Raw genomic sequence first — 17,071 nt, forward strand, 5'->3', positions numbered from 1 at the left:
GTTGCTGATGTATTGGCTTGCACTAGCGATGCTACCTTCACAGTCAGTCATAGACTAACGGATTAGTCAACCATCGTAGCTACACCTTGACGGATATAGGCTTGATCATTCAACGGTTGAGTACTTTTGCCATTAGGGAGCGACAGACCCAAGGCTTGTAAATCCGCTTCTACCATTAAACCTACCAACTGCTCAAAGGTTACAGATGGCTCCCAACCTAGTGTCTTCTTTGCCTTGGTGGGGTCACCAATTAGTATATCTACTTCGGCAGGACGCAAATAACGCTCGTCAAACTCGACATAATTATTCCAATCGAGATTGACATATTTGAAGGCAATCTCTAAAAATTCCTTAACTGAGTGGGTTTCACCAGTCGCTACCACATAGTCATCTGGTTTGTCTTGCTGGAGCATCAGCCACATGGCCTTGACATAGTCCTTCGCGTAACCCCAGTCTCGCTTAGAATCAAGATTACCCAGGTAGAGTTTTTTCTGCTGACCTCCGACAATTCGGGCAATTGCTCGGGTAATCTTGCGGGTTACAAAGGTTTCCCCTCGACGGGGTGACTCGTGGTTAAACAGTATACCATTGCAGGCAAACATGCCGTAGGATTCACGATAGTTTATAGTTTGCCAGTGAGCATACACCTTAGCACAGGCATAGGGAGAGCGGGGATAAAATGGAGTAGTTTCCTTTTGGGGTATATCCTGTACCTTCCCAAACATCTCAGAAGAACCAGCTTGATAGAAACGCACGTCGATACCGGTGCGCTGACGATAGTCCCGAATCGCCTCCAAGAGTCGGAGAGTACCCATGCCCACCGAGTCAACGGTATATTCTGGGGAGTCAAAACTGACCCGAACATGGGATTGAGCCCCTAAGTTATAAATTTCCGATGGCTTAACCGCCTCTAAGATCCGGCGTAGGGTCACACCATCAGTCAAGTCACCGTAGTGTAAGAAGAACCGTGCGTTTTCATTGTGGGGGTCTACATAGATGTGGTCAATGCGATCTGTGTTGAAGGTGGAGGTCCTTCGGATAATACCATGAACCTCATAGCCCTTTTCTAGCAACAACTCACTCAAGTAGGAACCGTCTTGACCTGTAATTCCAGTGATTAGCGCTCTTTTTGGTTCCGTCATTCTTTACTTTTCCTGTAACGTAATGTGGGCAATTTTGGTAGATATTGCTTCCCGAGAAAATCTCCCATGCAAACTTCCCAGTTTGCCTGGGAGTTAATCATCACCAGGTTAACTCAAAAATTTATTTGTGGCTGTAGTGAATTTACCGTAAATAAACTCTCAGTAAAAATTTCACATATTCTCCACAGAAAGTTTAAAATTATAGATTAATATAATTATTGAAAGACTCAAATAGTGTTGACGTAAATTATTTTTTGGGGTAAAAAGTTGCTATTCTTTTTTTTATTTTAAACGATCAGGATATTTTTTTTTATTTTTTAAAGAGTTTTTTTATGCAAATCTATTTCCATAATATGGAGCATACTAGTTTAATAAATGCGTCGCCACTAAGGCAGTATTATTGCCTAGCTATCAGTAATAAGCATACCACATCAGAGGGTGTATTGAAGGTTAAAAACTTTACAAAATTATCATAATTTCGCAGGGGATAAGTTCTCAAATTTTATGAGTATGGGCAGGTTAATTAGGTTGTTTAGCCCCATGCTTTAGGATGAGGGCGACTTTGGAAACACTGGTTTAGTCAAGCATCAAACAAAATTAAGTGTACGGCTATATATTTATATAGGAAGTATACCAGTTTTTCAAAATCATCCTGTTATGGCATAATTTTTATGTATAAATAAGCTGATGGCCGTTGATTTTTTTTGATCGCTTTATAGTAAATAGTTTGATAGCCAAAATCCTCTGAATACAATTAAAACAATTGCATCTTCAATTATTAAATAAATTTATAATTTATACAATTAAAAATATTAGCTTTTTAGTTTTTATTTAAAATTTAAATAATTGCATTATTTGATAAGTATCCTATCCAAATTTTTAGCCTGAAATACCCTTGATTATTAGGTCTAATAATTGGGTTTTAATCGGATATTAATCAATGGAGTTGTCTAGGATGGGACTGCCCTTAACTGAAACCTATAGATTTGATATACGTGATCCTATTTTTGCAAAACTTCGTCGCAATACCTATGCTGTATGGCTTCGCATCGTTACATTAGTGTTCACTGATCTATTCATGCTATTGATGGCATGGTTTTTTAGTAAGTATATAAATAATGATTGGGGAATAGTCAATCAAGCAATACTAGTTTATATAGTCATACCCTGGGAAATTTTATTGATTGCTTTACAAGACCTTTATAATTCTGGTAACAAACGCCGTGACTACTTAGCTCTAGCCCAGACAATCACTGTTGCCCAGATTAGTCTACTCGTTATTGCTTGCCTGTATCAACCCGATCAATTTGTGATTCAACTAATTGATAGTTTGTTATGGCTATTAAGCCTCGCTCTTGTCTGCATCGGACGCTTAGGAATAGATTTTCTTCTGAGACGGCTTCGTAAAAAAGGCTTACTTCGCTATCCAACCCTGATCATAGGTTCACCATATCAACAACAAAAAGCAATTCAAATACTGGAAAACGAAGATTGTTATGGCGTTATTAAATTCTTCGATATTAATTTATTAGATCAATCGAACCTATCCGATTTTATTAAAGAAATTCGTGCTCTAGACGTAGCCGAAGTATTTGTTTGCTCTTGGAACAAGGTAGAAGATTATATGTTCTTTTACTGGAGTCTCAGAAACGCAGGTATCACCTTGCGAATTTTGTGTACAGACTTAGGACCTATTTACCAAAATGTGGAGATGTCTAGTATAGGTGGTGTGCCTACCATAGGGTTTTCTCCCCCTCTAATTACTGGTATTGACTTTTTGGCAAAAAGATGTTTGGATTTTGTGCTTTCTGTCTTAGGAATAATTGTGCTTTTGCCACTGTTTATCAGTATTTCCGTTTTAATCAAGCTTGATTCCCCAGGACCGATATTTTACAAACAGGAAAGAGTTGGCTTACATAATAAACGATTTAAGACTTGGAAATTTCGCAGTATGTTTGTGGATGCTGACCAACGTCTCAAAGAGCTAGAAGCTCGTAATGAAATGAAAGATGGTGTTCTCTTTAAGATAAAGGATGATCCACGGATTACCAAAGTAGGAAAAATTATCCGCCGCTATAGCTTAGATGAACTTCCCCAATTACTTAACGTTCTCTGTGGAGAAATGAGTTTAGTTGGTCCTAGGCCATTGCCAATCAGAGATGTCAATAAATTCTCTGAACACCACTTTATACGTCATGCAGTTTTACCGGGAATAACCGGACTTTGGCAAGTGTCCGGTCGTTCGGATATTACGTCTTTTGAAGAAGTGGTACGTCTAGATACTTTGTACATGGAAAATTGGTCACTGTGGCTAGATTTGAAGATTTTATTAAAAACTGCCATAGTGCTTTTTCAAAAAAAAGGCGCTTACTAGTAACCTGAGTTGGATATAACCAACTTTGTCCAGGAGTCAGGAGTGGGGAAAGGGTAGCATGGGCTCGCCTAGTGCGTAAGCTTACCGCTTGAGGTGCGCTTTCCGGATTAAGAATTAAATTCGCCACGGGTCGCACCTAAAGTACTAAAGTATCGGTTAAATTTCCTAAACCAATAACAATTTATGTCCTGAGAGAGAGATAATGTTCCTCAACACTTGGGAATATTCTCAATAATTAGTTAGGGTTATTTTTCTACAGTGGAAAAAAAAATATGGTTATTGAGTTAACTGTTGCCATCCCAACATACAACGGTCAGAAGCGTCTACCAGAAGTCTTAGACCGACTGCGAGACTGTTGCCAGCAAGACCAACTCAGCTGGGAAGTTATTGTTATTGACAACAACAGCACTGACGGCACTGCTAAGCTTGTTCAGGCTTATCAAGCCAATTGGCCACAGCAATATCCCTTGAGGTATTGTTTTGAACCGAAACAAGGGGCAGCTTATGCCAGATGCCGTGCCATTCAGGAAGCCAGAGGTGAACTAGTGGGTTTCCTAGACGATGACACGATTCCATCAATGTCTTGGATAGCTTCTGCTTACGCCTTTGGCAAATCTAACCCTACTTGTGGTGCTTATGGTAGTCAAATTCATGGTGTTTTTGAAGTCACTCCTCCACCAAATTTTGATAAACTTGCGCCATTTTTAGCAATCACTGAACGTGGCTGTGAGCCATTACTTTATGAACCTCACAAAAAATTACTACCGCCTTCAGCTGGGTTGGTTGTGCGAAAACAAGCTTGGTTAGAGAGTATGCCCTCTCGGCCTATTTTGACTGGGCGTACTAAGAGCAGTATGTTAACTGGGGAAGATTTAGAGATGTTGTCTCGTATCCAAGCTAAGGGCTGGGAAATCTGGTACAATCCTGCTATGGAAATTGAGCACAAAATCCCTAGCTGGCGTCTGAGACGTGAGTATTTAATTCCATTTTTCCGTGGGATTGGTTTAAGTCGTCATGTCACCCGGATGTTGAGTGTAAAACCTTGGCTAAGACCGTTGGCAACTCTGGCTTACATGACCAACGATTTGCGCAAAATTACCTTTCACTGGCTCAAACATGGTGGTGCTATCCAGTCTGATTTAATTGCAGCTTGCCAAATGGAGTTGTTTCTTAGTAGTCTATGGAGTCCTTTTTACCTCCTTAAACATGGGTATTTTGCTGACTATGATAACTAGTTATTTTAACTAGTTATTTGAACTAGTTGAAAAGGTTTAACAGGGGGAAGGAACTGGAAGAGGGAATTCATAAATTGCTCATAAATTGCTCATAAATTGTGATATCATACCGCAAATAGGCAATACCTAAAAATGCGATTATGGCCCGGTCGCTGCTACGCGATTGGCCGTAGGCCACGCTACGCGAACGCGAACGGAACATCGCGTTTTGCTGCTGACGTGGGATTTTCTTGAAATACTCACTGGTTTAAGCCGATTGTCTACTTATGACTAGCTCTGATAACTGATTTGAGTAGCGAGGGTGGAGCAACCCGAGTACCTCCTGTTTTTTGTAAGTGAGAGTCAAAGCATCCATAATCCCTTCCAGCCATCCTTCCCGATTTCTAAACAGCCAACGCTGTAGTTCTTTTAGGGGCATTCCAGCAACCGCCTCAGTGGGCAAAGCAGTTAGAATTTCCAGAGGGACAATAAAACCAAGAGACACTTCCCCATAGGTAACCATAGCTAATTCAGTTCCTGACTGCCAGCGTGTGCGATCAGAACGTGCCTTGGTAGAAAGTTGGGCAAGGGAAACTTGATGGTAAAGAAAAGTCATAGTTATAGATTCAATGTTTTCCCATGCCATACTGGAAAATCCCAGCTGGCATCACTAAAACTCAGAATTCCCAGCTAGCCAACACCTGTAACTAAACACCTGTAACTAACAGAGTTTCTGAACGAACGCAGATGGCACCTTTATCAAAATCTTGGCCTGTTCACGTCTTTGTGGTTTAACCAATTTTGGTTTAACTAAAACCCCATTATCCATGCTGCCATTTTTACTAAATTTCACCCTGGCTCAAGCCACCCCAGCACCAACACCTCAAGTAGAAATCGTGCAACTCCAAGAAATACGCCCTCTACCAGGACAATTAGATAATGTACCGGTATTCAACAGCAACAGTCCCGAACTAGTACAGACTGAAGGAATTTTACTGTCCACATTTCCCCCTTTTGACAAAGCCAACCCAGGGGCTCACTTAAACTTTCCATTTCAGGGGCGCTTTGATATCTTTGCCCACCATGTTGCCAAAGCAGCCACCCTAGATGATTTGCGCACCCTCTATCTAGGGATTATCCTCCACAATCCGGGCAAAGAACCAGTAACAGTAGATATTATTGAGGCAGCTAGTTACCTGAGTCAGCCTGATGCACCATTTATCGAATTACCCTCCCAAGTAGATAATTCTTCCGGTAGAGTTTATGCTGGGCCTGGTAGCCGAGTGATGAGTGATATTCTCCGTGGAGGTAGGCAAGAGGGATTTCCTGCCCAATTGGTGATTCAGGCTCAGCAAAGCCGCATGTTGCTGAATCTGCCAATTCCAGTGCGAACCTTGACACCACCGATTAATGGTCGCTCAACGTTGATGCGGTTATACAGTGATGGAAAAGTATACGCCGCTAGTCTTGCTCAGTATGCACCTTTAGATAGTAATGGCAATGAACGCTCTCCTACTATAGCTCAATGGCAGGATTTATTAGAGCAAGGGGAGTTAGCTGGACCACGCGATCGCGCCCCGACTGATCCGATTGCTACTACTGGTTCAATTATCTACGGTCGAGTGGCAGGAGTAGCCCGAGGCTCTAGATGGCAAGCTCAGTTGGTGGATAATCCTACTGCTCAATCTCTAACTATTCCGCAACCGGGAAAAGCCTTTTCCTACGGACTGAGTACCCTCCATCACGGCAGGTTAGGTACTGGTCAAATTCAGAGTGCGCCGATGTTAGTCCGTTATCCAGATACCGCCTATTTTGCCCATGGTAACTATGGGGTGCAATACAGCCTGACCTTGCCACTGATTAATCCCACCCGGGATACTCAAACGGTCACCCTGGCTATTGAGACACCAATTAAACAAGATCAAATCCAGGGAGGATTAAGGTTTTTAAAGGCACCAGCTAAGCAAATATTTTTCCGAGGGACAGTGCAATTGAGCTATAAGGATGATCAAGGTTTACCTCGGACGCGCTATGTGCATTTGGTACAACGGCGTGGTGAGCAGGGGGTAGCCCAAGTTAGGTTGCAGATGCCACCCCTTGAGCAACGGCTGGTGCAAGTCGATTTTCTCTATCCACCAGACTCGACACCCCCCCAAGTTTTAACTGTTCGGACACACCATCAATAGACCTCTTGCATAAGTCTCATAAACCGTGGGTGTTGACCAGGCAAAAGGCAAAAGCGATAGATTTTGATTTCATATTTATTTTTGCGCATAGATCCAATAAAAATCTCCCCATCTGCCCATTTCCCGCTTCTGACGACTCCCGACTCCCGACTCCCGACTCCCAACCCAAATGTAAAAAACCTAGCCCTGTGAGGATGGCAAGGTGGGGAGTATGTCACATCAGGTTATATGTATCAATGTAAATTGATATTGTAGTCAATGTAATAAATTCATGAAATGATCAGTTGATTATTTCGATAGGTAGATAAAATGTTATACTCTAACTTACTAGACTGAAAAAGTCAAACAATGATCAGTGTCTTCCTATGTTTTCCTGTGAGCATCCTGCCTTGCGAGTTCTTGTAGTTGACGACCATGAATTAACTCGATATAGCCTTCAGTTAGCATTTTCTGCTCAGGAGAATATTGAGATAGTTGCTCTTGCTAGTAACGGGAAAGAAGCCATTGATATGGTAGAGTGCCATCGCCCGGATGTTATAGTACTTGATCTACAAATGCCTATGATGGATGGTCTCAGTGCAGCCACCCGGATCAAAAGTCTAGAGCCAGACACTAAAATTATTGCCTACTCTTCAGTAGAAGACCCCCAAATTGAGGTGATGAGCCAAACTGCTCCCGTTGACATCTTCTGTAGGAAAGATGTTGCCACCTCAGATCTAATTAATTTAGTTAGGAAAATGGGGAGTGATAAAGTTAACTGTCTAGAACCACTAGCTAAAATCAGCTGAGAAAGGAAAACTATAATAAGGCGCTGCTAAACTAAGGAATTATGCAATTATAGTCAGCTGATTTCCTAATTATCTATTACCTTCAGTTATTCCATTAATCAGCAACGCCAATTTTTTTAGGCATCAGTTAGCCTTTATATTCGGGGAAAGTACGCTTAAATTCATCGATTAAGTCATCGAGCTCTTCCAGAGCCTGATTAACGTCAATTCTGAGGGTTCCCAAATCGGGTTGCTCCAGAAGCCGTAACAAGGATTCCCGTTTACTCGTGATTAAGGTAATTCGCTCCTTAATTTTTTCCAACTCCATTTTTGGCTGTCTCTTATCTACAATAATTTTATGATAACGATCAGATTTTATCATAAAAAGGGGGAATAAGGTATTTAAGAGAAAGACTTGGTGCATTGATTACTTCATTACTTACTTAGCTAGACTCAGAAATATCGGTCAAGCCAGTAATCAGAGTATTGGGTTCATGTAATGATGGGGAGATGGGGGATAGGGCAGATAGGAGTGGATAAAATTAAGCTAAAACCATATATTGGTAATTTTGTCAACTTTTATGACTTGACCACCACTCTAGGATAATAAAACTGGAGTTATTTCTGTTACATAGCTAAATAATGTTACCCCGAACTTCCCTAGGAACTGTAGGTCTAGTCATTGGTGGATTACTGACCGTAATCGGCTTTGTTGCCTACGCTACCGATAATGCCACCCTGAATCTAGTGGGATTCTTTTATGGAATTCCGATTCTACTAGGAGGTCTTGCCCTCAAAGCTGCCGAGTTAAAGCCTGTGGAATTAAGCCAACCAACAATTCCTGAAGTCCTGACGCTGCGAGAGCAAAGCGCCACCCCAATCCAAAACCAGATTCGCAAAGACGTAATGCGATATCGCTATGGTCAAGAAGCCCATCTAGATAGTTCCTTGGAAAGCCTTGGTTTATCTCCTACTGATGAAGAAAGACCTGTGTTGATGGGGTTACGAGAAACTTCGGTGGATGGTGCTTATGCCTTAATTCTCGAATTTGACTCCCCACTAATTCCTTTTGAGACTTGGCTCAAAAAGCAGGAAAAACTGGAAAACTTCTTTGGACCTGGTATTAGAGTAGATTTAACCGAACTTGAAGAAGACCAGGTGGATGTAGCACTAGTGGCAATACCGGAAGAAACCACCAGCGTCTAAAGACCTTACCTTTAAAGCTCCCCACTGTTACCTAGACGGGGATTCTCACTTTAAACAGTCTGTCATATACCGCCCCGTGACGCTGAGCGCCGAGTTGTTGCCTAGACATCGGCGCTCAGCGTTGCTGTTCTGTTGCCGGTATAGTTTTTACTAGAAAACCAAACACTTTCAGCCCCGCGTCTTTAGACGCGGGGCTGAAAGTGACTAGCGACTTTAGTCGCCGTGAAAAAGTTTGAAATCTAACCTTGACAGTTTTCGCTGGACGTGTTAGCGTAATGTTCTAATAGAAGAGGTCGAGTTCTGATGATCATAGTAGAGCTTAAAGCATACGGTAAGCCCCATAAATATCAAGCAATAGACGAAGCAATTCGGACGGTTAAATTTATCCGTAATAGCTGCATTCGTTTATGGATGGATAACAAAGGGACAGGGAAATACGACCTTAGCAAGTACTGCAAGATACTAGCTAAAGAATTCCCTTTTGCCAATGAGTTAAATTCTACTGCTCGACAAGCTGCGGCTGAAAGAGCATGGTTAGAAGTTACCGTAAGAATAGTGGAGCCTTATTTCATGAGTTTTAACCCTTTTCTGCATAGCCTATCGCCTATAAAGGCTCCACTATTCTAAGGTTTCATCTCCGGTCATCAATTTCTCGCTTCTTTGAAAACTGCAAGAAAAAAGTACCTGGGAAGAAAGGCTATCCCCGTTTTCAGAAACACTGTAGGTCGGTTGAGTATAAGCAATCAGGATGGAAACTTTCTTCTGACACAAAGTCAATCACTTTCAGTGACAAGAAAGGAATCGGAAAGCTTAAACTTAAAGGTACCTGGGATTTGTGGCGTTTCGACAAAAAGCAAATCAAACGGGTTCGCATTGTAAAAAGGGCGGATGGCTACTATGTTCAGTTTTGCATCTCTGTCGATGTAAAAGAACAACTAGATCCAGTTGATGCCACTGTAGGGTTAGATGTAGGGCTGAAAGAATTCTATACCGACTCTAAAGGCAACACCGAACCTAATCCACGTTTTTATAGAACAGGAGAAAAGCGTCTAAAGTTTTATCAACGCCGAGTATCTCGCAAAAAGAAAGGCTCATCTAACCGCAAGAAAGCCGTTAATAAATTAGGCAGACAGCATCTTAAAATAAGTAGGCAGCGTGAAGAACATGCTAAGAGACTAGCACGTTGCGTAATCCGGTCTAACGACTTGGTCGCCTATGAAGATTTAAGAGTCAAAAATTTGGTTAAAAACCATTGTTTAGCTAAATCTATTAACGATGCAGGTTGGTATCAATTTAGAAAATGGTTAGAGCATTTTGGTCAGAAGTTTGGTAGAGTCACCGTTGCGGTAAACCCTGCCTATACAAGCCAAAATTGTTCAGAATGCGGCGAGGTAGTAAAGAAGTCACTGTCAACCAGAACTCACGTCTGCGAATGTGGCTGTGAACTAGACCGAGATCACAACGCCGCAATCAATATCTTAAAAAGAGCCTTGGGTACGGTGGGGCACACCGGAACCTGGATCATAGATCCGAACTCTTCGGGAGATCTGGCCTCTACTGTTCTTGGTTCCGGCCAGGTTCAGCAAGTCGGGTCGTTGAGCGAAGAATCCCCGCGCCTTTAGGCCGGGGAGTGTCAAAGGCGCACTACATACCACTGCAAATACTCTCCAGGTCCTACATCTAATTCACAGCTGGTCTCCATCAAATACTGTCCTTGCTCCTCTAAAGAGGTCAAATGCTGCAAATCCCTTGGCAAATCATCCTGACGATTTGCCAAGATTGCCATTAACTTTGACTTTAACTCCATTGCAGTCAGAATCACCTCTGGCTGATTAGTTTCGAGAACTACATACCCATCTTCCTGGAACATTATAGAATTAGGCATATCTTAGATCAAATCTGCTTTCTTCCTTCGTTTATAATCTTAGGATGTTTGTGATTTTTTGGGTCTTTGTGGTAACTAAAAAACTATTCCTTTGCAAACCTATTCCCGTGCCAGCTACAAAACCCTGATCGATATGTTTCTTTCTCTCAACTACGAGCCAGCCTTAGAATCCCTGGGATATGACTATTTTGACGAAGTAGCAGCAGCAGAATTTCCTAGGCATATCCTGCGATTTCGTAACGACCAATTGCTACCCCGTATTGGGTTAAATCCCCAAGACACTAATGACCAAGACTTTATCCAAGCTTTCGGTAAATTTCAGGGAGTTCGACCTTTTTTAGCCCTGCGCTACCACGGCTATCAATTTGGTGAATATAACCCTAGACTAGGGGATGGAAGAGGTTTTCTCTATGGTCAAGTAAGAGGAATCGATGGGGAACTTTACGACTTCGGTACGAAAGGCTCTGGCACCACACCCTACTCCCGAACTGCTGATGGTAGACTGACCCTCAAAGGAGGGGTGCGGGAAGTACTTGCAGCTGAAGCGTTGCACCATCTTGGAGTTTTAACCTCCCGCTGTCTGAGCCTGATTGAAACTGGTGAGCAACTATGGCGAGGTGATGAACCTTCTCCAACTCGCTCATCAGTGATAGTACGTTTTAGCCGTTCCCATATCCGGTTTGGTACCTTTGAGCGACTGCATTACTTTAAGCGTCCGGATTTAATCAAAAAGCTATTAGACCATGTAATTGAGCAGTACTACCCAAGCATAATCCCCCTAAAGGAGGATAACAAACATGAGCAGTATGCTCAGTTTTACGCTGAGTTGGTGGAACGAGTGGCTCGATTAGCAGCCCAGTGGATGGCAGCGGGTTTTTGTCACGCTGTCTTAAATACCGACAATATGTCGATTACTGGAGAAAGTTTTGATTATGGACCATTCGCCTTTATCCCCACCTATGACCCTAAGTTTACCGCTGCTTACTTTGACTATTACAGGCGCTATAGTTACGGCAATCAACCTGGAATTTGTCAGTTAAATTTAGAAATGCTTCAGCAACCGTTAGGGATGGTAATCCCAACATCGGAGATGGAAGCAGGTTTAGCCGAGTTTGGGAAACATTATTACCGCAATTATCGGCACTTGATGCTGAATAAACTGGGATTTGAACAGTTGCCAGAGTCGGAAGAGTCAGAGTTATTGAGGTTAACGATTCAGTTCCTGCAAGATACTCAGGTTGGTTATCACGCTTTCTTTGCTGAATTAGCCCAACAGTTTGATAAGAGTTGGCGAGATGATGTTACTCAGATAATGAGCCGAGAATCTTTTTGGGAGTCAGAGGCTCAGTATTCATCCCTAGCAGATTGGCGCAATTTATACTACCACCTTTTACAAAATTTATCAGTTGATCAGCTCAAGGATATGTCAGCACTTCTGCGAGATAAGAATCCGCAAACTGCTTTACTCAGACCTGTCATTGAAGCAGTTTGGGAGCCAATTACTCAGGAAGATAATTGGGAGCCATTTTATGAGTTGATCACGAAACTACAAGGTAAACAATGAAAAAGCTAAACACTGAAATAGTGATTAGTTCCAAGCTGAGGCAAGAACCCTTTATCCCAATTTACTTATCCCAATTTACATTTATCCCAATTTAATTTAATTCAAATTAGGATTATTGACATTTCCCTTAAATTCTGGTAATACAGACGGTCTAGGAGATGACACTGGAGCTAATGGTATCTCAAGCAGCGGTCGATTCAGAGCAATCCTGAGGGGTTCTGCTTTCGGGGATGGAGTTACGTTATTCGCTATCTGTGGCACTGGTGAGGGGCCATTAGGCACAATCATCGAAACTGCACCGACAAACATGGCAGCAAGGGCAGCACCACCCCAAACAAATTTTCGGCGATTCCGGCGGCGGTCAATTTTTGAGAAAACTTGCTGTGCCAGTTCTTGAGCTGGTTGCTCTGTTTGTGGGACGGGCATGGTTCGGAATGCCTGACGTAGCATCAGCAGTCGATTGTATAATCGTTTGGCATCTGGGTCAGTTGCCAATAGCTGCTGCACATCAGAGCGCTCTGCTGATGTTACTTCCCCATCAACGTAGGCACTGATTAATTGAAAGCGATCGCGTTTGAGGGAATCCATATCTTTGGCAGATTCCTGCCCATAAGTGTTATCAGGGTTAGGGTTAAATTTAGAGGTCATTTTCTCATCACCAACGAGTCATCGTAAACTCCCCACACTAGATCTCCCATATTTTTTATTTTAAGGGAATAACCAATACAGGAAATCCTGCTAATAGATAAAGATCTGATCAAGCAAGTCTGGTTAAATCAGGGGCTTTAGATAAAGATATGATTAAGCAAGCCTTGTAAAAATTTGAGATATTATTAAGTAACTATACTGATGTTTAGGAATCTAGATAAGCTTGCAGGTGAGATTGCAATCTCGCTCTTGCTCTAGCAATTCTCGACTTAACGGTTCCGAGAGAAGCGCCAGTAATTTCGGCAATTTCTTCATAAGCCATACCTTCGATTTCCCTAAGGATGATGGTAGTACGAAACACTTCTGGCAACTCTGATATTGCCTTGTGCAGTTGCTCATAAAACTCTCTGGTCGTCATATCTTCTTCTGGACCAGGCTCTGCTGAAGCAATTTCCCAATCCATATCGCCATCATCCATATGACGTGGTGCATCCAGAGACAGGGGGTGGGCTACCCGCTTGCGTTTGCGGAGCTCATCATAGAAAAGATTGGTGGCAATACGGCTTAACCAACCTTTGAACTTGACTGGTTCATTAAGTCGTTTAATATTACGGTAAACCCTAATCCAGACCTCTTGGGCTAAATCGGAGCGATCTTGCCAGTCTGGTGCTAAGTGATACAAAATCTTATCCACGTGGGACTGATACCGACGTAGTAGCTCAGCAAAGGCTGTGCGGTCAGGATTCATACCTTCCTGACAGCGTAAAACCAAATCATAGTTAGAGAGTTTCTCAGGTTGCACCGGCACTTGAGGAAGTGTTACCTCTGTTGACCAGGATAGAGAAATTGGTTGACTCATGATTGGAATAGCTTCTAAAACTTTCTTCCTCTCATTGACTCCCAACTTCTGCGATTGGTTCCCGCTCATCGAGCACTAGTCTATGTTACATTTTCACGCTTGTAGTGGACTGAGCCAGCAAACAGCCAATTAACTATTAAATTAACTAGTCATTCCCAATTAATTAACTATTAAATAAATTAATTATGGCCATAAGCAACTCAATTAACACCAGCTTAATGATATTTTGCTTTGGGTCAGCAGGATTGTTAATCTCAGCTAAACTACCACAGCTTAACCTGAAGCAACTTACACCTGAGATTAGCCAGGTCTTGCCAGCAACCTCTCGGTTGACCATAGCACGACTCGATACAGATAAGACGCTGACAAAAACCTCTTCAGTATACCCAGAACTGGAACCGTTGTCATCCGAAAAAACAGCCTCAGATCTGATAAAACCTCAGGTAACGCTAAAGAGACTGAAATCAAAAATTCCCAAGGTTTTACCAGCCACTTCTTATTTTACTGACGCAATTGCTGCTATTACTTACCAGGTAGTTGTGGATTTGAGTGATACTACGGTCTATTTGTACTGGGGAGAACAATTGCTCCAGAGCCACCCAATTGCTATTGGTAAACCCGGTTGGGATACACCCACTGGCAGTTTCAAAATTATTCGCAAACAACCCAACCCTATTTGGAAAGAACCGATTACTGGTGAACTCATACCTCCTGGACCTGATAATCCTTTAGGAGAAAGGTGGATTGGTTTTTGGTCTGACGGACACCATCAAATCGGGCTTCATGGCACTGATGAAGAAGAGCTAATCGGCAAAGCGGTTTCCCACGGCTGCTTACGGATGCTCAACCAGGATATTAAACAGTTGTATGAGCAGGTCAGTCTAGGAACACCAGTAATTGTGAGAAATTAAACATCTCAACTCCAAAAATTGTACTTTAAAATTTTTTTTTTAACCATAACCTGTTAACACTGACTCAACGTAATCCATGTAATCCATTTGAGCGCTGAGGCTTGGGCTCAAAGCCTGGTGCACAGCCCTCTAACATACTACTAATCTGTCCCATCAGATCTTTGCTGGTTTTTTTGCGGATTGCTTGGCGATCAGCGCCAAAATCAGGTCGCTCTAGGTATTTGGCTATGGCATCCTTGACTTGATGGTTAATTAAATCCATTAGGTCTTGCTTTGCTCTTTTACGCTGGTATTGAGCACCTTTTTCGGTAGTGGCATAGAGAGGGGGCAGTCTATTGAGGGCATAGGCAGCAATATCTCCTACCTCCAGAAAGCGATCGCTCTTGTCTTCTATCTTGGTAACTTGATCAATTGCTTCGCTTAATACCAACTCTTCCATGACATTGATAAACTGCTTGCGAGCAACTGTAACCACCTCACCAGATAGCAGCGCCCCCATCAGCTTGTCTAATGCCATATATTCTTCAATGGAGAGTTCCGAAGCTGTGTCACAAAGGCGACCGACCTCACTCTCCATCAGGGGAGTTAAGTAGCCATCTTTCAACGCTTTTTCTACAATTTGCTCAATTCTCATGAGTAGATTTAATAGCTATTGATTTAATGGTCAAAATAATTAATAGTATAATCTAGGAATTTAGCTTCGTCTTGATCTGATTAAGCTGATACCGATGGGTGAATCTGGGGGATTTCGTGAAGCGGAGTCAGTGGTTAGTGGGATTTTCTAGTAAAATCAAAAAAAGTAAGTTAGCCATAGGGCGTTATACCATGACTAACTATAAACACGAGGAATTTATGGAGTAGTGGTCAATAACCACTAATTCCTAAAGCCAGGACAAGTTAACAGCTAACCCATAGGGAACCGGCAAGAGGAAAGAAAATTTTTCCCTCTTGCCGGTTCCCTTTAACCTTTAAGCTTTACCGATACTTTTTAGCTACCAAAGTCTACCAATATCAACTTCAGACCACCAATGCCAGCTGATTACTCAGCCAGGGGGTATCTCCGCGCTTCACAGTGAGGCGAGGGATTGCTCGCTTCACTGTGCGCCATTAAGGTTCTAGAACCAGATCCAATGTCACTACAAAACCCTTGGTTTTCGGGAAATTTATTTAATTGACACAAGGTCGTGGCACTAATTCGATAGTTAAAGTATAGCAAATTACTTGAGTCAATGGCCAAGCTTTGTGAGACTTTTGCCTACTGTCCACTAACCCTTGATGTTTAGATTTATCTATGATTGAAAATGTGCTGGCTTAGTTATTGTATAGGTGATCCACTTAAGTGATGGGCTGGGGTCAGGTCAATTCACACCTTGCCATCTCCAGGGTACCGGGTCAACTGACTGACCGTGAACATAGAGACCCCAATGTAGATGAGGACCAGTGGAAGCACCTGTAGAACCAATGGTACCAATGACCTGGCCAGCTTGAACAAAATCCCCCTCTTTAACTTTAATTTGGCTCAAGTGCAGCATGATACTGAGTACCCCTTGACCATGGTTAATCCCTATGGTGTTACCATGAACCCGGAAACCTTGAGACTCTCGTCCCACTAGTGCTATCCGTCCTGCTGCTGGTGCTACTACTGGTGAACCGAAGCCACCGGCATAGTCAACACCACGATGGTAGTAGTTTTTAGCAAAGACACCGTTGTAGTAGCGACGAATACCGAAAACGCTGGAGACACGAGCATTGTTGGGTCTATAGAACTTACCATTCCAGAATTTTTCTGGGGTCAATAATTTTTTAAACTGGGCAACCCGATTTAATTCAAGCTGGGTTGCTGGAGCAGAGGCTTTGCCAGAGAGCCGGATGCGTTGGACAGGGAAAGACCGATTTTGAAGTGGTACAGCTATGTTGTTGACTTTACCATCACCAGCCACCCGCAAAACCAATTTTCCTGGTTTATCTAATGGTGTAGTAGGTACTAAAGCTCGATAACGATTTGTCCCTGCTGCAAAGGTAGGATAGGTCTTTTGACCCATAGAAACGGTCGGTGGTGAACCGACTGTTTCGGTTTGAATTACCACTGACAAAGTATCGCCTAACTGGGGATTGTCTGGTTGAACTTGTACCTGTAAAGCTTGCACTGGTTGGCACAGGGCTACAAAACCCGATGCCAGGGCTATTGCTGTAGTTGTAATCAGGCGTTTGGCAAGGTGCTTTGCACTCAGAAGTGGGGTGGGACTAGAAGGAGAATAGTGCTCTAGCCCTGATAGTGAGCCATGAGAGGATAGTAATTTCACTGACTTATACAA

General features: G+C 42.6%; 15 protein-coding genes and 1 pseudogene. 8 read left to right on the plus strand and 8 right to left on the minus strand.

What is annotated here, in order from left to right; genetic code table 11:
* Window positions 1–62: 62 nt before the first annotated feature.
* Window positions 63–1,142 carry a GDP-mannose 4,6-dehydratase gene (gene gmd / locus BJP37_RS03915; RefSeq protein ID WP_075896638.1) on the minus strand — a complete coding sequence of 360 codons (1,080 nt, stop codon included), beginning with the start codon at window positions 1,140–1,142 and terminating at the stop codon, window positions 63–65.
* A 940-nt stretch (window positions 1,143–2,082) separates the two neighbouring features.
* On the opposite strand from gmd, the gene BJP37_RS03920 reads away from it, so the two are divergent.
* Both BJP37_RS03920 and hpsE read left to right on the plus strand, forming a co-directional pair.
* Window positions 2,083–3,516: a sugar transferase gene (locus tag BJP37_RS03920; RefSeq protein ID WP_229415185.1), complete on the plus strand. Its 1,434-nt coding sequence runs from the start codon at window positions 2,083–2,085 to the stop codon at window positions 3,514–3,516.
* 272 nt (window positions 3,517–3,788) lie between these two features.
* On the plus strand, window positions 3,789–4,751 hold the full coding sequence (hpsE, locus tag BJP37_RS03925) for a hormogonium polysaccharide biosynthesis glycosyltransferase HpsE (protein WP_075896640.1): 963 nt from the start codon (window positions 3,789–3,791) through the stop codon (window positions 4,749–4,751).
* 247 nt (window positions 4,752–4,998) lie between these two features.
* Here the strand turns inward: hpsE and BJP37_RS03930 are convergent, their stop codons facing one another.
* Window positions 4,999–5,346 (minus strand): hypothetical protein, encoded by a 348-nt coding sequence (locus BJP37_RS03930; RefSeq protein WP_229415186.1) that lies wholly within the window; start codon window positions 5,344–5,346, stop codon window positions 4,999–5,001.
* A 211-nt stretch (window positions 5,347–5,557) separates the two neighbouring features.
* On the opposite strand from BJP37_RS03930, the gene BJP37_RS03935 reads away from it, so the two are divergent.
* Together BJP37_RS03935 and BJP37_RS03940 are read left to right on the plus strand one after the other, a co-directional pair.
* Window positions 5,558–6,916, plus strand: a complete 1,359-nt coding sequence (locus BJP37_RS03935; RefSeq protein ID WP_075896644.1) for a DUF3370 domain-containing protein — start codon at window positions 5,558–5,560, stop codon at window positions 6,914–6,916.
* Window positions 6,917–7,281: 365 nt separating this feature from the next.
* The gene (locus BJP37_RS03940; RefSeq protein WP_075896646.1) at window positions 7,282–7,704 is read left to right on the plus strand and encodes a response regulator; all 423 of its coding nucleotides are present in this window, start codon (window positions 7,282–7,284) and stop codon (window positions 7,702–7,704) included.
* 127 nt (window positions 7,705–7,831) lie between these two features.
* Here BJP37_RS03940 and BJP37_RS03945 read toward each other — a convergent pair whose 3' ends face one another.
* Window positions 7,832–8,011, minus strand: a complete 180-nt coding sequence (locus BJP37_RS03945; RefSeq protein WP_075905730.1) for a hypothetical protein — start codon at window positions 8,009–8,011, stop codon at window positions 7,832–7,834.
* 314 nt (window positions 8,012–8,325) lie between these two features.
* Between BJP37_RS03945 and BJP37_RS03950 the strand changes: the two genes are divergently transcribed.
* Window positions 8,326–8,889: a DUF2854 domain-containing protein gene (locus tag BJP37_RS03950; protein WP_070391148.1), complete on the plus strand. Its 564-nt coding sequence runs from the start codon at window positions 8,326–8,328 to the stop codon at window positions 8,887–8,889.
* A 303-nt stretch (window positions 8,890–9,192) separates the two neighbouring features.
* Window positions 9,193–10,511: pseudogene (locus BJP37_RS03960) on the plus strand (RNA-guided endonuclease InsQ/TnpB family protein).
* Between the two features lie 11 nt (window positions 10,512–10,522).
* On the opposite strand, the gene BJP37_RS03965 reads toward BJP37_RS03960, so the two are convergent.
* Window positions 10,523–10,774: a CRR7 family NDH-1 assembly protein gene (locus tag BJP37_RS03965; protein ID WP_070391149.1), complete on the minus strand. Its 252-nt coding sequence runs from the start codon at window positions 10,772–10,774 to the stop codon at window positions 10,523–10,525.
* A 133-nt stretch (window positions 10,775–10,907) separates the two neighbouring features.
* Here BJP37_RS03965 and BJP37_RS03970 point away from each other — a divergent pair, with 133 nt between their 5' ends.
* Window positions 10,908–12,338 (plus strand): protein adenylyltransferase SelO, encoded by a 1,431-nt coding sequence (locus BJP37_RS03970; RefSeq protein ID WP_075905732.1) that lies wholly within the window; start codon window positions 10,908–10,910, stop codon window positions 12,336–12,338.
* A 96-nt stretch (window positions 12,339–12,434) separates the two neighbouring features.
* On the opposite strand, the gene BJP37_RS03975 is transcribed toward BJP37_RS03970, so the two are convergent.
* Both BJP37_RS03975 and BJP37_RS03980 read right to left on the minus strand, forming a co-directional pair.
* Window positions 12,435–12,986 (minus strand): anti-sigma factor family protein, encoded by a 552-nt coding sequence (locus tag BJP37_RS03975; protein ID WP_075896650.1) that lies wholly within the window; start codon window positions 12,984–12,986, stop codon window positions 12,435–12,437.
* Window positions 12,987–13,191: 205 nt separating this feature from the next.
* The gene (locus BJP37_RS03980) at window positions 13,192–13,845 is read right to left on the minus strand and encodes a sigma-70 family RNA polymerase sigma factor (protein WP_070391151.1); all 654 of its coding nucleotides are present in this window, start codon (window positions 13,843–13,845) and stop codon (window positions 13,192–13,194) included.
* A 185-nt stretch (window positions 13,846–14,030) separates the two neighbouring features.
* Here BJP37_RS03980 and BJP37_RS03985 point away from each other — a divergent pair, with 185 nt between their 5' ends.
* Window positions 14,031–14,756: a L,D-transpeptidase gene (locus tag BJP37_RS03985; protein WP_229415188.1), complete on the plus strand. Its 726-nt coding sequence runs from the start codon at window positions 14,031–14,033 to the stop codon at window positions 14,754–14,756.
* Between the two features lie 64 nt (window positions 14,757–14,820).
* Here BJP37_RS03985 and BJP37_RS03990 read toward each other — a convergent pair whose 3' ends face one another.
* Window positions 14,821–15,390: a late competence development ComFB family protein gene (locus BJP37_RS03990; RefSeq protein ID WP_075896652.1), complete on the minus strand. Its 570-nt coding sequence runs from the start codon at window positions 15,388–15,390 to the stop codon at window positions 14,821–14,823.
* A gap of 724 nt (window positions 15,391–16,114) precedes the next feature.
* Window positions 16,115–17,059: a M23 family metallopeptidase gene (locus BJP37_RS03995; RefSeq protein WP_075896654.1), complete on the minus strand. Its 945-nt coding sequence runs from the start codon at window positions 17,057–17,059 to the stop codon at window positions 16,115–16,117.
* Between the last annotated feature and the right edge of the window lie 12 nt (window positions 17,060–17,071).

Origin of the sequence: Moorena bouillonii PNG (assembly GCF_001942495.1) — a bacterium.
In the GTDB taxonomy this organism is placed as follows: domain Bacteria; phylum Cyanobacteriota; class Cyanobacteriia; order Cyanobacteriales; family Coleofasciculaceae; genus Moorena; species Moorena bouillonii.

Coding starts and splice junctions, on each gene's coding strand:
- gmd (WP_075896638.1), bottom strand. CDS start 1,142: ATGACGGAACCAAAAAGAGCGCTAATCACTGGAATTACAGGTCAAGAC.
- BJP37_RS03920 (WP_229415185.1), top strand. CDS start 2,083: ATGGAGTTGTCTAGGATGGGACTGCCCTTAACTGAAACCTATAGATTT.
- hpsE (WP_075896640.1), top strand. CDS start 3,789: ATGGTTATTGAGTTAACTGTTGCCATCCCAACATACAACGGTCAGAAG.
- BJP37_RS03930 (WP_229415186.1), bottom strand. CDS start 5,346: ATGACTTTTCTTTACCATCAAGTTTCCCTTGCCCAACTTTCTACCAAG.
- BJP37_RS03935 (WP_075896644.1), top strand. CDS start 5,558: ATGCTGCCATTTTTACTAAATTTCACCCTGGCTCAAGCCACCCCAGCA.
- BJP37_RS03940 (WP_075896646.1), top strand. CDS start 7,282: ATGTTTTCCTGTGAGCATCCTGCCTTGCGAGTTCTTGTAGTTGACGAC.
- BJP37_RS03945 (WP_075905730.1), bottom strand. CDS start 8,011: ATGGAGTTGGAAAAAATTAAGGAGCGAATTACCTTAATCACGAGTAAA.
- BJP37_RS03950 (WP_070391148.1), top strand. CDS start 8,326: ATGTTACCCCGAACTTCCCTAGGAACTGTAGGTCTAGTCATTGGTGGA.
- BJP37_RS03965 (WP_070391149.1), bottom strand. CDS start 10,774: ATGCCTAATTCTATAATGTTCCAGGAAGATGGGTATGTAGTTCTCGAA.
- BJP37_RS03970 (WP_075905732.1), top strand. CDS start 10,908: ATGTTTCTTTCTCTCAACTACGAGCCAGCCTTAGAATCCCTGGGATAT.
- BJP37_RS03975 (WP_075896650.1), bottom strand. CDS start 12,986: ATGACCTCTAAATTTAACCCTAACCCTGATAACACTTATGGGCAGGAA.
- BJP37_RS03980 (WP_070391151.1), bottom strand. CDS start 13,845: ATGAGTCAACCAATTTCTCTATCCTGGTCAACAGAGGTAACACTTCCT.
- BJP37_RS03985 (WP_229415188.1), top strand. CDS start 14,031: ATGGCCATAAGCAACTCAATTAACACCAGCTTAATGATATTTTGCTTT.
- BJP37_RS03990 (WP_075896652.1), bottom strand. CDS start 15,390: ATGAGAATTGAGCAAATTGTAGAAAAAGCGTTGAAAGATGGCTACTTA.